Origin of the sequence: Bacteroides ndongoniae (assembly GCF_900108345.1) — a bacterium.
GTDB classification, from domain to species: domain Bacteria; phylum Bacteroidota; class Bacteroidia; order Bacteroidales; family Bacteroidaceae; genus Bacteroides; species Bacteroides ndongoniae.
The window spans coordinates 886,336-899,917 of the sequence record NZ_FNVV01000013.1; the positions used below are offsets into that span (position 1 = coordinate 886,336).

Below are 13,582 nucleotides of genomic sequence, written 5' to 3' on the forward strand. Positions count from 1 at the left end.
CATTCTGCTATTAGTTTGCATATTTTATCGCAATTAGTACGATTATTCAAAGAAAATCGTACTAATGTTATAAAAATGGTATATTATAATCATTTATATATCTGTGTTTTTGTTTGAATTTACAAGGTCATACTATATTTGCCGAACATAATTTTACAAACTTGATATAGTATGAAAAAGGCGCATTTTGAATTTGAAGAGATTCCCTTTTCGACGCTTGCCCGATTCGGGCTCACGCAGGAGATGATCGAGGATCTGCCGATGCACGTCCTTGATGATATTTACAACGGACGCCATTCGCCCGTTCTTCCCGTGCGTGTCACCGACGAGCACGGAGAAACGGTGGAAAGCCGTACCCGATTCGCTCTTATCCGCATGGAGGGTGGCCAGACGGACGTGGTCTTCTATCCGGCATTGAAATCTTCGCCGCTGGAACGCTTTGACGAAACGCAGCAGAAACAGTTGCTTGAGGGCAAGGCCATCATCGCGGATGTGGAAACCGCTGACGGCAGGCACAACAAGGCTTTCGTCCAGATTGACACGGGGACGAAGCAGGTCATGTATGTTCCCACGCCCATCATCGGGCGCAATCTGCAGGTGCTGGCCGAGGAGCTGCATCTCGGTGCAACAGAGGTGAACGGAATGCAGCACGGAGATCCGCTGACGCTGGTCGTGGACGATGAGCCCGTCACGGTAGGTATTGACCTTCATTCCAAGACCGGTATCCGTTTCTGTTCCGGCGACGAGCAGCGATGGAGGGAACAGTCCAAGCGTGAATGGGACAAATACACGTTCGGCTGTTACGGTTGCTGGGTCATGGAAGATGACGGAAACCTCGACTATGTTCCGGAAGAGGAATATACCGAAGAGTTGTGGAACGAACAGAAAAAAGCCGGGGAACGCAACCGCTCGGCAGCTATTCACAAATAAAAACCGATTGATATGGCACAGCACCAGTATTATCCCGAAGAGGTATTGATAGAGAAAATGCAGAGCGGCGAATACGGCTGGCTCGACTATGTGAACCATTTTTCCGCGGAGTGGCAGGAGGAATATGCCCGTTACTGTGAGGAACGCAACCTCGTTATCGGGAATGATTCTGCCGCCGAATTTGTCCGCTACAAGGACGAACAGCTGGAAGCGGCGATGGAGGAAGGAAACGCATAGCGGATAACAATCATAACATCAGACTATGGCAATACGAACCAATACAAACCCCAGAGCGATGGACTTGCAGCCTGAAATGCGCGACATACTGATGCGCAACGGGCTTCAAGCCCATATCGCATTTGACGGTGGCGGCTACAAGCTGATCGTACAGGGACACGATTCGCCGCTGCTGACCTATCAGATTACCGAGAAACAACTGTTGGCGCTTACGGACTGGGGAACAAACACTGCCAACAAGAAAGCCTACAATGTGCTCACAAGCATCCTTGCAAAGGATTTCTATCTGCCCAAGAACTTTGTCCATGCCCGCAATGCTAACGGACGTGTGGCGATGGGTCTGCACGGCTACCGTATCGGAATGGGTGAATACGGGCGTACAGGCCGTTGGGGGCTGTTTCCTCCCATACTCGGATGGACACCGCGCCAGCAGGGCGGTTTTCATCTGCGCAGGGTCGGCGGACAGCTCTTTTTCCCCGGAGCGCCCATTGTCCCCGAACGTCCTGACGGACGCATGAAGCCCGGCGAGCTGCAGTCCGGAGGCTACGGCTTTTATTACAAGGGAGGACAGCCGGAACAACCCGTACAGCCCCGTGATGTCCTGCAGGACTTGCAGGCTGCCATTACACCGATGGTCAGCCGTCCCCGCAGCCAGGAACCTGCCCGCCCGTACAGGGAGCTTGTCGCTTCGCCTGTCTATTTCTCGAACGAAAAATGGTCGGAGTGCCTTGCTTCGCACGGGCTTATTGTCGATGCGGAGAACAGAACCCTCACCGTGCAGTCCGAGAATGTCAACGCGGACATGGTCTATGACCTGACGGAAGAGGAAATCAAAACGCTTACATCGAATTCTCTTGAAGAGCATTCCATTGAGCAACGTCTGGAGCTCCTGAACGGGGTCATTGCCGGAGATTTCGCGGATAAAGTGACCTTGGATGATCTGAACAGTGACAAGCATATCGCCATCGGCCTCCATCCTGAAGTGCACGAGGAACTGGCCGCAAGACATTACCAGGAATACGCACAGGCGAACGGGCAGACGGAAGACTATGGCAACAGCCTGCAGCTGTCGGATGAGATCGGCGGGCATGGAACCGAGATAAGCCAGATTGCCGTGGAACCCGGACCGGAAGAGGGAAAGTACAGGATGACCGCCGTCATCGACGGGCAGACCTACAGCCACGAGATTACCCAGAAGGAATACGACAAGTTTCTCGCCACGGACGACTACCATCGGACGAAACTTTTCGCGAAGATCTTCAGCGAGGCAGACCTGCGCCCCCGTCCGGAAACAAGCAAAGGACTGGGCATAAAAATTCTTGCGGCCCTTTCAGCAGGTGCCGTGGTGGTTTCTGAGGTCGTGCATAATCTCAGATGCCATCACGGGCCAGAGTGTTATGAGGAACATTACCATGGGCCGCGTCCTTATTTCAAACCCGGTGTTGACACTCCGAGGGATGTTGCCATCCGGAATTTCGAGGCACAGATGAACCGGGAAATCGGTGATATGAGAATGGGGAGGTAAACTTATGAGGAACGGAGACCTTACATACGATGATTTTCTACAGAGACTGAACATTCAGGACATACTCATTGACGCGGGCTATCATCTGAACAAGCGTGACGGTCTGCGTTATCCGTCGTATGTGCGTATGGACAGCGAAGGCCGTCGTATCCGTGGCGACAAGTTCATCGTGATGCCGAACGGCAAGTGCTGTTTCAAGGCACAGGAACAGAAAGTCTATAACATCATATCCTTCATCAAGGAATACCCGCAGTTTTTCGCGGAATACCGGGCAGGAGTATCTCCGGACCGGCTTGTCAATCTCGTGTGCAACCGGTTGCTGAACCATCCCATCGAGGAACGTAGTACACGGATTATCCAGCCGAAACGTGACGTGAAACCGTTCGACATAACGGATTACGAGATTCACAGGTTCAACCCTCAGGACAGGGATACGCAGAAGAAGTTCTATCCTTTCTTCAAACACCGTGGAATCGACCTCTACACACAGTATGCCTTCCACCGAGATTTCTACCTGGCGACAAAAGTCCGTGAAGACGGGACCCGATACACGAACCTTGCCTTTCCGATGTCTTTGCCCAAAGACCCGGGGACGGTTGTCGGCCTTGAGGAACGAGGCCGCCCGCGTCCGGACGGCAGCGGCAGTTACAAGGGCAAGGCTGAGGGCAGCAATTCAAGCGAGGGGCTGTGGATAGCCAACCTTAAGGGTGACCTGGATTCCGTCGGCGGAGTGGCATGGTTTGAAAGTGCCTATGACGCGATGGCCTTCTATCAGCTCAACCGGGAACAGATCAAGAGCAACCCGGACCTATCCAGGAAGAGCGTGTATGTATCTACCGGCGGTACCCCTACAGAGGGTCAGATCAAGGGTATGCTTGCCGCCACACCGGAGGCACACCATTACCTCTGTTTCGACAATGATGCCGCCGGACGGCTGTTCGTGGAAAAGTTCAAGGCAATAGCCGGACAGATGAACATTTCCCCGGAAAATATCAGAGAATTTCCCATTCTGCCTTGCTACAAGGACTGGAACGATGCGTTGCTTGGCAAGACCAATCCCGAGTATCTCAAAGAGACCGAGGGGCTGGTCAATCCGATTGAAGTACGGCATTCAGGACAGGACGAGGAAGAACGGCAGACCAGTTATCACAGATAAAACGAAAACATCATGCAGACAGACCGTTTATTCCGCACTCATGTGTTTGTGCCCCACACCGGACAGTTCGTCATCAACGAGCTGCCCATTCTTGTGTTATGCTGTGCAGGATGGGTCTTTGGCGGAATTGACGGCTTGCCGTTCACGACTCTGTCCATGTGGGTCGCCCTTCTGCTTTCCCTGTTCCTGGTGTACAGGTTCATCTATCTACGACGCATACGCTATCGCATCGGGTCCGAACAGCTCGTGTGCGAGCATGGCATCATCTGGCGTAAGACAGATTATATGGAATTATACCGTATCGTGGACTTCACGGAAAATCAAAGCCTGCTGCAGCAGCTTTGCGGGCTGAAGACGGTGAGCATTTTCTCGATGGACCGGAATACCCCCAGGCTTGATCTGACCGGTATCCGGCGCAGGGATGACATAGTAACACTTGTCCGCGAACGGGTGGAATACAACAAAAGAAAAAAGGGAATATATGAGATCACGAATCATTAACTGGAGTCTGGCCCTCGTTGCCGTCCTGCTTCTGCCGCAGGTGTCCAAAGCCCAGATAGCGGCTTCCAATCCGCTGGAGTGGATTGCTCTGGCGGAGGGCAACGAGCTGATAAACGGCCAGATTGAAAAACAGATCAAGGGACAGACGCAGACGGCACTCCTGCAGAACAGCATCGCCGCCGAATTCAACCGCATCCATGAATGGCAGAAACAGTACAACGGCTACCTGAAGACGGTGAACGGATACGCTTCGTCACTGAAAGCCTGTACGCATCTCTATAACGACGGGGTCCGGATCTTCCTGACTCTGGGTAAACTGGGCAAAGCGATAAAGGACAACCCGCAGGGTATCGTTGCCAGTATGGGCATGAACAACCTTTATATCGAGACGGCCACGGAACTGGTCTCCGTATATACACTGCTGAACGATGCCGTTGCCAAAGGCGGTGAAGAGAATATGCTGACCGGTGCGGAGCGCAGCACTACGCTATGGGCGCTGAATGACAGGCTGTCGGCTTTCAGCCGGAAGCTGCATCTGCTCTACCTGAGCATCCGGTACTATACTTTCAATGATGTATGGAGAAATGTGACGGCAGGTATGCTTGACCGCAACAACGGTGAAGTGGCCCGCATGGCCATGTCACGCTGGCGCCGGGCAGCCTCCCTGACACGATAAAGAATGACGCGATGAAACGGACGATTTTGATAGTTATGCTGCTGACGGGCATCTGTATCGGCAAGATACAGGCACAGAACGATCCGGTTCTGGCCGGAATGATACTGCTCTACACGGACAAGGCGCAGAAAGAGCTGAAAAACCAGGAGAAGGTGATGATGCTGCAGACTACCGGACATATATGGACGAAAGAGGAAGTACAGGCTACGGCCGACCTGCAAAGGGAGTTCAACAAGTATCTGGATTCTTTCCGGTCCATCGTCTGCTATGCCGCACAGATTTATGGCTTTTATCACGAAATCTCAAGGCTGACGGACAATATGGAAGATTTTACCAGGCAGGTTAGCCGGAGCACGACCAACGCATTGGCAGTAGCCCTTTCCACGGAGCGCAACAGGATTTACCGGGAGCTGATGCTTGGCAGTGTGGAAATAGTAAATGACATACGAATGGCCTGTCTTGCGGAAAACAAGATGACGGAAAGGGAACGCATGGAGATAGTCTTCGGGATCAGGCCGAAGCTCAAGCTGATGAACACCAAGCTGCAACGGCTGACCAAGGCCGTGAAATATACGACTATGAGTGACATCTGGTATGAAATCGACGAAGGCGCACGCCCTGTTGCGGACAAACGCGACATTGTGGAAGCCGCCAAACGAAGATGGAAGCAGATCGGAAAAAATGTAAGACCTTAAAAAGAACGAGATATGGGAGTATGGAGTACAATATTGAAGTATGGCGGCAAGGCGGCCAAAGGTACCGGCAAGGCTGTTTTGGCAACCGGGAAAAACGTGGGTGAAGCGGCACTTCATCCGTCGCAGACGTTACGGGGCGCCGGACAAGCCGTCAAGACTGCCGCCGTCGGAGGTGCGATCGGTTATGTCGGCTGGGAAAAGCTGACGACAGACAAGAGCGTGGTGCGCATCGTGAGCGATGCGGTCATCGGAGAACCGGCCACGGATGCCTTGGCAGATACCGCCGAGGATGTACGGGGACTGACGGACAAGGCCGGAGAAGCCGTCGGCACGTTAAGCGGAGCTGTGGCGGGAATAGATTCCAAACTTGACGGGGTATCCAATTTCCTGCGGCAGGCTTCGAGTGGCGGAGGCATGAACATGCTCGGCAATTTTGTCCGTAACCTCGGCCATGGCAACGTATCTGGATTGAGTATCGCGGGCCTTATAGCCGCCGCTTTTCTCATTTTCGGACGTTTCGGGTGGTTGGGCAAGATCGCCGGGGCTTTCCTCGGCATGATGCTCATCGGCAACAATGCCGGCGTCTTCCGTGACACGAACACGGAGAGCGTGGCAAGGACACAGGCTTCCCCCGGCCAGAGCGAGGAACAGACCTATAACGGAGGAATGAGAAGATAACATTATGAACCAATACAGAACGAAATGAAATATACAGAAGAAATGATACTTCACTCCGAGAGCGGCTACTGTATGCCTTTCGAGGAGCCCCAGGGCAAGGAGGTGGAAATGACTCTCGGTTACGGCGAACAGACCGACCCGGGAACGGGCAAGCCGTTTTTCCACCATGGCATTGACTTCAACGCCCGATATTACAGGCTGTCTGCCGTCGCGAGCGGAATCGTGTCAGGGGTCGGCAATGATCCGGTACACGGGATATGCCAGACTATCCGGTACGGGGAATATGAGGTGACATACGGACACCTGTCAAATGTCTTTGCGCAGTTCGGGCAACGCGTGAAAGCCGGTCAGACTGTGGCCTTGAGCGGTGACAGGCTGCACATCGAAGCCCGGTTCAAGGGAGAGGAACTGAATCCGCTGGAGTTCCTGACCATGCTTTACGGCAACATCCGTGCGCTTCGTCAGGCGGGAGGACATGAAACGGCGGCATTCCCGGATCTGGAAATGACCGTGAAGACCGATTACGACAAGGACAAACGGGAAATAGAGGAACTGATGCTGCGTTTCCTGCCGTACTACATGGAGGATCTGCAACGCGGAGCCTACGTGTTGCCCGAGCACACGGAGCAGTCCCTGCGCCACATCTTCACCATGGGGGCGATGAGAGAATATTTCTACGAGAACATGCCGAGCATGGCCAATCCTCTCGGACTGGGGCATAAATCCATTCCGCTGGTCAGCAAGGTACAGAACCTGCTCATCGCTGATTTCCTGCATTACCTGGCCCTGCGTCACAACGTGTACCTCTCCACCATGAGCGGAGACATAAAAAAAAACTCCATGACGAAGCCGTAAGCTACAGCGGCATCATTGATCCGCTGGCTGAACTCGACATCGACATCCAGAGCTTCGACATACCGCGTATCGTGTCGGTATATCCGGACCGGGCCGGTGTCCGCTGGTGGACAAAGGCATGGTTCAACAACCGGGAGGAAGGTGAAGCCTCCGTGGAGATAGAGCGTGAACAGGCGATACGCTTCATCCATGACAACATCGAGAAAGACGCATGGCTGGAGGAGTTCTTCCCCAAACAGATGGAAGTGTACCACAATGCGATTGAACAGACAAAAGAACAACTGTTGAAACAGATAAATATGATATAGGATACTTATGGACGGAACTATAAAACAAAGCAGACGATTCGCGGAACTGGAACGTCTTTCGGATGACTATTTCCGTTACCACCTTGCTTCCGTCATGGATGAGACAAGAGATTATCTTGCCCGGAAACAAGGTGAGGAAATGAAGGAATATTCCACCTCCCTTGGCGGGGTTCTCAGCATGATGGCTTCTTCAGCCCAACCTTTGAACGACCCGTACCAGCTGCTCAAAGTTACCGGCGAATGGAACTCCAAGACAACGGAAGATTATGTAGAGATGTGCAAGGAGAAAATCGCCGCTTCGGAAGACATACAGCACGACCTTGCGTATATGGCCGGGCAATGGCGTGATGCAGTCGTGAAGGAAATCGGCCGCGAACGGTACGACGAACTGTCGGAACAGCTTGGCGGCGATCTCGCCTATGCCTACATGGACTATCGTCTGGAACAGCAGATGATAGACAAACTGGTGAAAGACCGTATGCCCAAGTCTTCGGCTGATTATATCATCCGCAAGGCCGCGGAATCAAGCCTGTTCGGCCTGCCGCAGATGTTGAGCCGTTCCCCGCTTGCCGAGGAGATCGAGAAGCGTGGCGAGGCCGCTTACCGGCCGAGCAAAGTTGAGCAGGGTGCGGGATGGCTGTTGGGTGCCTCGGCGGATACCGTCATGCTGGGCGGTGCCGGCTCATGGGCGGCATTCGCCAGATTCATCGGTGTGGATGCTGCCGTCTCCGCCACCATGGCACATTTGGAGCCGGAAGACCCCAAGTCGATTTCAGTCGAACAATGTATCAGCCAGGGTGTATTCGGCAGCGAACACAATGTGTTTGAAGATTTCCGGCGTGAAGCAGCCACCATGACCGCAGACAAGGACAGTTTCACGGCGACCGCCAATGAGCAGCTGAAGAAACAGATACCGGTCTGCAATTTCAACTTTACGGACTGGATGAAGAAGCAGCAGCCGTTCCCGTTCCTGAAAGGCTTGCAGGACAAGCTGAAACAGGAACGGCCGGAACGCTACAAGGATGTGCCGCTGGTCGTCGCACCGGGGCAGGAAGAAGCCTACCTGAAAAGTCTGGAGGAAAAGAAACAAACGGATGCGGAAGAGCCGGAACAGGTACATCAGGAATCGGTACAACCGGAAAAAGAGCCGGAGGTCATGCAGGAAACAGGGGTACATCCCGTGAATGACCTGTCTGAAACGCCGGCATCCAACGGCAACACGGGCGGATGGGAAGATCTGCTCGGCACCCTTGGACTGAGCGGCATGGGAGACATTGCCGGCAATCTCGGCTATGTGATGGCGATGCTGCCGGATATTCTGCTGGGAGTATTTACAGGCAAGACACAGTCCCTGAACATCAAGGACAACCTGCTGCCTATAGCCAGCATAGTGGCCGGTATGTTTGTGCGGAATCCGCTGCTGAAGATGCTCCTTATCGGTCTCGGCGGGGCGAACCTGCTGAACAAGGCCGGGCATGAAGTGCTGCGTGAACGGTCAGAAGGCGAAATGAACACGGCCAATAGAGGTGCAGCCCAATACCGCCATTATCCTGACGAACCGCTCAATCCCCGCATCACGAATCCCGTACTTCAAGGCAACATGCTTGTCGCGACAATTGACCGTGTACCCTGTACTATCCAATTATCGCAGACCGTGACTGACGCATACCGGGCCGGAGCCTTACCGCTCAACACGCTGGCAAACGCCGTACTCGCCAGAAGCGAACAGCTCCGTCAAAGGGCCTCGGACAATTACGACAACGGCCAACAGGAGACTATCGTGCGTACACGAGGTATCCAGTAGCATATAACCCCAAAACATATACTGTATGAAAGAAAAATCCAAAATAGAGAAAAATGCAGAGGAAAGGCAAATCAGTCTGCTTTCCACTGCTTTGGGAGAGGCTTCGAAGGCCAATGGTTACTGGCTCAACGCTTCTGGAAAGAGGTATCCGAGGCTGTACCCGCACGGCGTGTCGGCCAGCCCGTTCAATGCACTGTTCATGGCATTGCATTCCGACCGGAACGGATGCAATACGAACCTGTTCACCTTGTTCAGTGATGCCAAGGCCCGAGGCACGTCGGTACGTGAGCATGAACAGGGTGTGCCGTTCCTGTACTATAACTGGAACAAATATGTCCACAGGAACAATCCTGAAGAGTTCATCAACCGGGGAACCTACCTCACATTGGACGATGAGCAGAAGAAACAATATAAGGGAGTACATAACAGAGAGATACGCACTCTGTTCAATATAGACCAGACGACATTTCCCCATGTGGACGAAGAGGCTTACAGGGCCGTTCTGCAACAGGATGGGAATGCCATGGAACGAGGATATTCGGAGGCAGACACACGGCGTATGCATATCCGCTTCAATGATTTCTTGCTGAAAATGCGTGACAACCTTGTGCCGGTCCGTTACGATGGCAGCGGAATGCCCCATTATGAAACGGACAAAGATGCCGTCTATATGCCCCGCCAAAAGAACTTTGACCATTACAACGATTATGTGCAGGAAACCCTGCGCCAGATAGTAAGTGCCACCGGACATCAGCAGCGGCTTGCCCGCGAGGGAATGGTGATGAAAAACGGTATGCCGCCTTCCGACGATGCCGTCAAACAGGAACGGCTGGTCGTGGAAATAGCATCGGGAATCAAGATGCTGGAGCTGGGACTGCCAGCCCGCTTGTCCGACGAAAGTCTCAGTTTGGTGGAATATTGGGACCGGGAACTCAAAGAGAACCCGAATATGATAGATGCCCTCGAGAGTGACGTGAACAATGCTCTCGAAGTTATCCGTAAAGCGGAACGTGGAGAGAAAATCGAATATGCCACCTTGCGGAACAGGAAACAGACATCTGACATGCAGGACCAGCTGCCCAAGCATTATTTCGTGGCCGATGAGTTACGGAAACGTCCGGACAAGGACAAGAAAACCATTGTCCTTGTCATAGATCCCGTATCAAAGTCGGCTGATGTGATCCTTCCCGCCGGGGCATCACCGGAGGTGGACAACGAGATTCCCGGCATGAACAAAGCCCGTATCGGACGTGCTTTACGTCGGGAAGGCATCGAGACTGTGCGTTTCTTCAATCCGGACGGAGCCTTGGGTTACAGACCTGATGACAAGTATTTTGCCGAGAAACAGGTCTCTCTGGCACGGTTGAACAACTGGGCCCTGGAAGTGCTTTCGACCCTGAACGTGAGCCCTGCAGTAAAACGGGCCAACGAAGTAGGATTTGACAAGATCCAGATGATTCAGGACGACAAGAACCGATGGGCTCTCTATATAAAGCCGGAGCATCAGAGAGGTTATAGCATATACCCCGATAAGGAAGACATAAACCGCTTCTTTTCCACACTCAAGCAGTCCATGGATAATATAGACAAGGTCCGCATGGAACTGGCTCATAAATATTACGCGCTTGCTGAAATCAAGCCCGACCTGAAAGTCGATCTGTTCAACAGCGGGACACAGGACGTGGACCTGAACCGGATACAGCGTGTGTCCGTATTCAAAACCAAGCAGGACGGTGTACTGTGTGCCGTAACGATTGACGGGCAGAAACTGCAGCCGCGCAGTGTATCACCGCAACAATGGCAGCGCATGTGGGTGGCGGAAGACCGTGACAGCTACAAACGGCACCTGGCTGCCTCGCTGTTTGCCGATATACTGCAAAAGGGACAGTCGCAGGAGGAACACGCCGGGAAAAAGCAGGAGAAGGAAACCGAGATACGGCAGGGAGAAGCTGTCAGCCGACAGAATGGAGAAGAGCGTACCGTTGAATCCGTCAGTCCGCAGAGAGAGGCTTGGGACAAGATAAAGGCCAAACACCCGGACGCTATCCAGTTTGTAAGAACCGGTGACAACTATACGGCTTATAACGAGGATGCCGTCAAGGTAACGGAAACGCTTGCCTTGAAAATGGAGAAGCACGAGGCTGACATGAAAAAAGGCTTTACGGCTTCCGTGACATTCCCAGTCAGCCAGCTCGATACTTTCCTTCAGAAACTTGCGAGAAGCGGTGCAAGAGTGGTGATACGGGATGCAGAAGGACTCGCGGATGCCCGGAACAGAACAACGGGCATAACAGAAAGGACAGCCGGAAACGGCCAGACACGGACTCTCTTTGATACGGCACAGGAGAAACAGTCCGAACGCAGGATTGAGCCGGAAGAAAATGAACAGCGTTCAAGCATGAGGAGGTAATGATATGGCAGGAAAAAATAAAGAATATGCAGACAAGTATGCAGAGTACGCCATGGAGCAGATGCGCCGGTATGGCATCCCCGCTTCGGTAACACTTGCACAAGGGATCCTTGAGAGTTCCAACGGACAGAGTGAACTGGCCCGCAAGGAAAACAATCATTTCGGCATCAAGGCCACACAGTCATGGATTGCGGAAGGCGGCCGGTACAGCCTGTATTCGGATGACAAGCCGAACGAGAAATTCTGCAGCTATGATAACGTAGGAGACTCCTATGAACACCATTCGAGGTTCCTTAAGGAGAACAGCCGCTACGCGGAATGTTTCAATCTCCGTCCCGATGACTACAAGGGATGGACGGAAGGTATAGCCAAAGCCGGTTACGCGACCGGGGGCAACTATGCCGGGACTCTGCAGAAGATCATCGAGCAGAACGGCCTGGACAAATACGACCATCAGGTCATGCAGGAAATGGCCGCGCAGGGCAAGCAGTTCGGTCTGGAAAGCAATCCTCTCCAGGAGAAAGAAAAGGCAGAAGCCTATTCATTTCCGGTGGAACGCAAGGAATTCCTCTTTGTCACTTCTGCTTTCGGAATGCGTCAGGACCCGATGGACAAAGAAAAGCAGCAGATGCACAAGGGGCTTGACATACGATGCAAAGGCGATGCGGTGCTGGCCACGGAAAACGGCGGAAAGGTCGTTTCGGTAAACGGCAATGCCAACTCTGCCGGAGGCAAGAGTGTAACCGTCGAATACAGCCGCCCGGATGGAAGCAAGGTGCAGTGTACCTATATGCACCTTGGCGATATCGCAGTCAAGGCGGGAGACAGTGTCAAGGCAGGACAACGCCTTGGAACCTCGGGCAACACGGGGACACGGACCACGGGAGAGCACCTGCATTTCGGGGTGGTGAACATCCATTCGGACGGGACGCGCCGTGACATCGACCCGGCTGCATATCTGGCCGAGATTGCGCAGAAAGGCAATATCAAGCAGCAGGTGCTGTACAACGGCAATGACCTGCTTGCGAAATACCGTAGTACAGAAGAACCCAAAATCGAGAAACCTCTTTCTACCGAAGACTGGATGAAAAAGCTGCTGTCCTCGGAGGACAGTGGCGTCGGCATGTCCGGATGCAATGACCCTGTCATGGAGATGGCCATGACGGCCTTTACCTCACTGATGGTGCTGGCCGTTCAGATTGACAGCAAGAACGAGGAAGAGCAGAAAGCCGCCGTTTCGGGGGCCATGGATAGCGGAAAGATCGACTTGAAACCACTGCTGCCTGACATGAAAAGCTGTAGTCTGACCATGAAAGAGAACGGGAAAGCCGTCCTTCAGGCGGATAACGGCGAACAGCATATATCGCGCGAGTTGAGTTCCGCAGAATTGAGCCGGCTGTCGGCCGTGCTGAACAACAGTACCCTTACGGATGAAGCCAAGCGGATGCGCGTGACGGGATTGCTGAATACTGCCATCCTTTCGGAAATGGCTTCACAGAATTTCGAACAGGGCATGTCCGAGCAGCGAGGACAAACGGAAAATCTGAAAAGATGAAGCATGGCGATATGATAAAATGCGTGATGATACAGCTATGCAAGTATCTGGCAGGATTATCCTACCTGGCTTTGTATGTCCTGTCCTGCTACAAGCTGTTTGGCTTGACGGCAACATTCCTTATCGTGGGAGTGCAGCTGCTCGTTGCCGGATGGCTTGTCTGGGCGATGATCCGTGCGCCCGATTAGAATATGCTCTCAGACCTTCAACATCAATATAACCAGCATTTGCCGGATGATATGTACCATTCTA

General features: G+C 53.0%; 14 protein-coding genes. All 14 read left to right on the forward strand.

Translation table 11 applies throughout. The features are described from left to right. The first annotated feature begins 171 nt into the window (after window positions 1–171). The 14 genes from BQ5591_RS08200 to BQ5591_RS08265 are packed head-to-tail and all read left to right on the forward strand — an operon-like array spanning window position 172 to window position 13,518. A complete protein-coding gene (locus tag BQ5591_RS08200) occupies window positions 172–930 on the forward strand; it encodes a DUF4099 domain-containing protein (protein ID WP_005807181.1) in 759 nt (252 codons plus the stop codon). A gap of 12 nt (window positions 931–942) precedes the next feature. Continuing rightward, the gene (locus tag BQ5591_RS08205; RefSeq protein WP_005807182.1) at window positions 943–1,167 is read left to right on the forward strand and encodes a hypothetical protein; all 225 of its coding nucleotides are present in this window, start codon (window positions 943–945) and stop codon (window positions 1,165–1,167) included. A gap of 25 nt (window positions 1,168–1,192) precedes the next feature. Beyond that, the gene (locus BQ5591_RS08210; protein ID WP_005807183.1) at window positions 1,193–2,692 is read left to right on the forward strand and encodes a hypothetical protein; all 1,500 of its coding nucleotides are present in this window, start codon (window positions 1,193–1,195) and stop codon (window positions 2,690–2,692) included. Between the two features lie 4 nt (window positions 2,693–2,696). Then, complete coding sequence (locus BQ5591_RS08215) at window positions 2,697–3,848, forward strand: toprim domain-containing protein (protein WP_005807184.1); 1,152 nt, start codon at window positions 2,697–2,699, stop codon at window positions 3,846–3,848. 12 nt (window positions 3,849–3,860) lie between these two features. After that, window positions 3,861–4,349 (forward strand): PH domain-containing protein, encoded by a 489-nt coding sequence (locus BQ5591_RS08220; protein WP_005816004.1) that lies wholly within the window; start codon window positions 3,861–3,863, stop codon window positions 4,347–4,349. Continuing rightward, window positions 4,330–5,025: a hypothetical protein gene (locus BQ5591_RS08225; protein ID WP_005807186.1), complete on the forward strand. Its 696-nt coding sequence runs from the start codon at window positions 4,330–4,332 to the stop codon at window positions 5,023–5,025. Before BQ5591_RS08220 ends, BQ5591_RS08225 begins: the two co-directional genes overlap by 20 nt. 11 nt (window positions 5,026–5,036) lie before the next feature. Further along, window positions 5,037–5,720 carry a hypothetical protein gene (locus tag BQ5591_RS08230; protein ID WP_005816003.1) on the forward strand — a complete coding sequence of 228 codons (684 nt, stop codon included), beginning with the start codon at window positions 5,037–5,039 and terminating at the stop codon, window positions 5,718–5,720. Window positions 5,721–5,732: 12 nt separating this feature from the next. Further along, entirely contained in the window at window positions 5,733–6,398 is a 666-nt protein-coding gene (locus BQ5591_RS08235) for a hypothetical protein (RefSeq protein ID WP_008781610.1), read from the forward strand. Between the two features lie 24 nt (window positions 6,399–6,422). After that, window positions 6,423–7,253: a M23 family metallopeptidase gene (locus BQ5591_RS08240; RefSeq protein ID WP_071148960.1), complete on the forward strand. Its 831-nt coding sequence runs from the start codon at window positions 6,423–6,425 to the stop codon at window positions 7,251–7,253. 23 nt (window positions 7,254–7,276) lie between these two features. After that, window positions 7,277–7,561 carry a hypothetical protein gene (locus tag BQ5591_RS08245; protein WP_025068803.1) on the forward strand — a complete coding sequence of 95 codons (285 nt, stop codon included), beginning with the start codon at window positions 7,277–7,279 and terminating at the stop codon, window positions 7,559–7,561. A 7-nt stretch (window positions 7,562–7,568) separates the two neighbouring features. Continuing rightward, window positions 7,569–9,365 (forward strand): hypothetical protein, encoded by a 1,797-nt coding sequence (locus BQ5591_RS08250; RefSeq protein ID WP_071148961.1) that lies wholly within the window; start codon window positions 7,569–7,571, stop codon window positions 9,363–9,365. A 25-nt stretch (window positions 9,366–9,390) separates the two neighbouring features. Further along, window positions 9,391–11,775, forward strand: a complete 2,385-nt coding sequence (locus BQ5591_RS08255; RefSeq protein ID WP_071148962.1) for a MutS N-terminal domain-containing protein — start codon at window positions 9,391–9,393, stop codon at window positions 11,773–11,775. A gap of 4 nt (window positions 11,776–11,779) precedes the next feature. After that, window positions 11,780–13,330 carry a glucosaminidase domain-containing protein gene (locus tag BQ5591_RS08260; RefSeq protein ID WP_071148963.1) on the forward strand — a complete coding sequence of 517 codons (1,551 nt, stop codon included), beginning with the start codon at window positions 11,780–11,782 and terminating at the stop codon, window positions 13,328–13,330. Next, window positions 13,327–13,518: a hypothetical protein gene (locus tag BQ5591_RS08265; RefSeq protein ID WP_005815998.1), complete on the forward strand. Its 192-nt coding sequence runs from the start codon at window positions 13,327–13,329 to the stop codon at window positions 13,516–13,518. The genes BQ5591_RS08260 and BQ5591_RS08265 overlap by 4 nt, the downstream gene beginning before the upstream one ends. The last annotated feature ends 64 nt before the right edge of the window (window positions 13,519–13,582 follow it).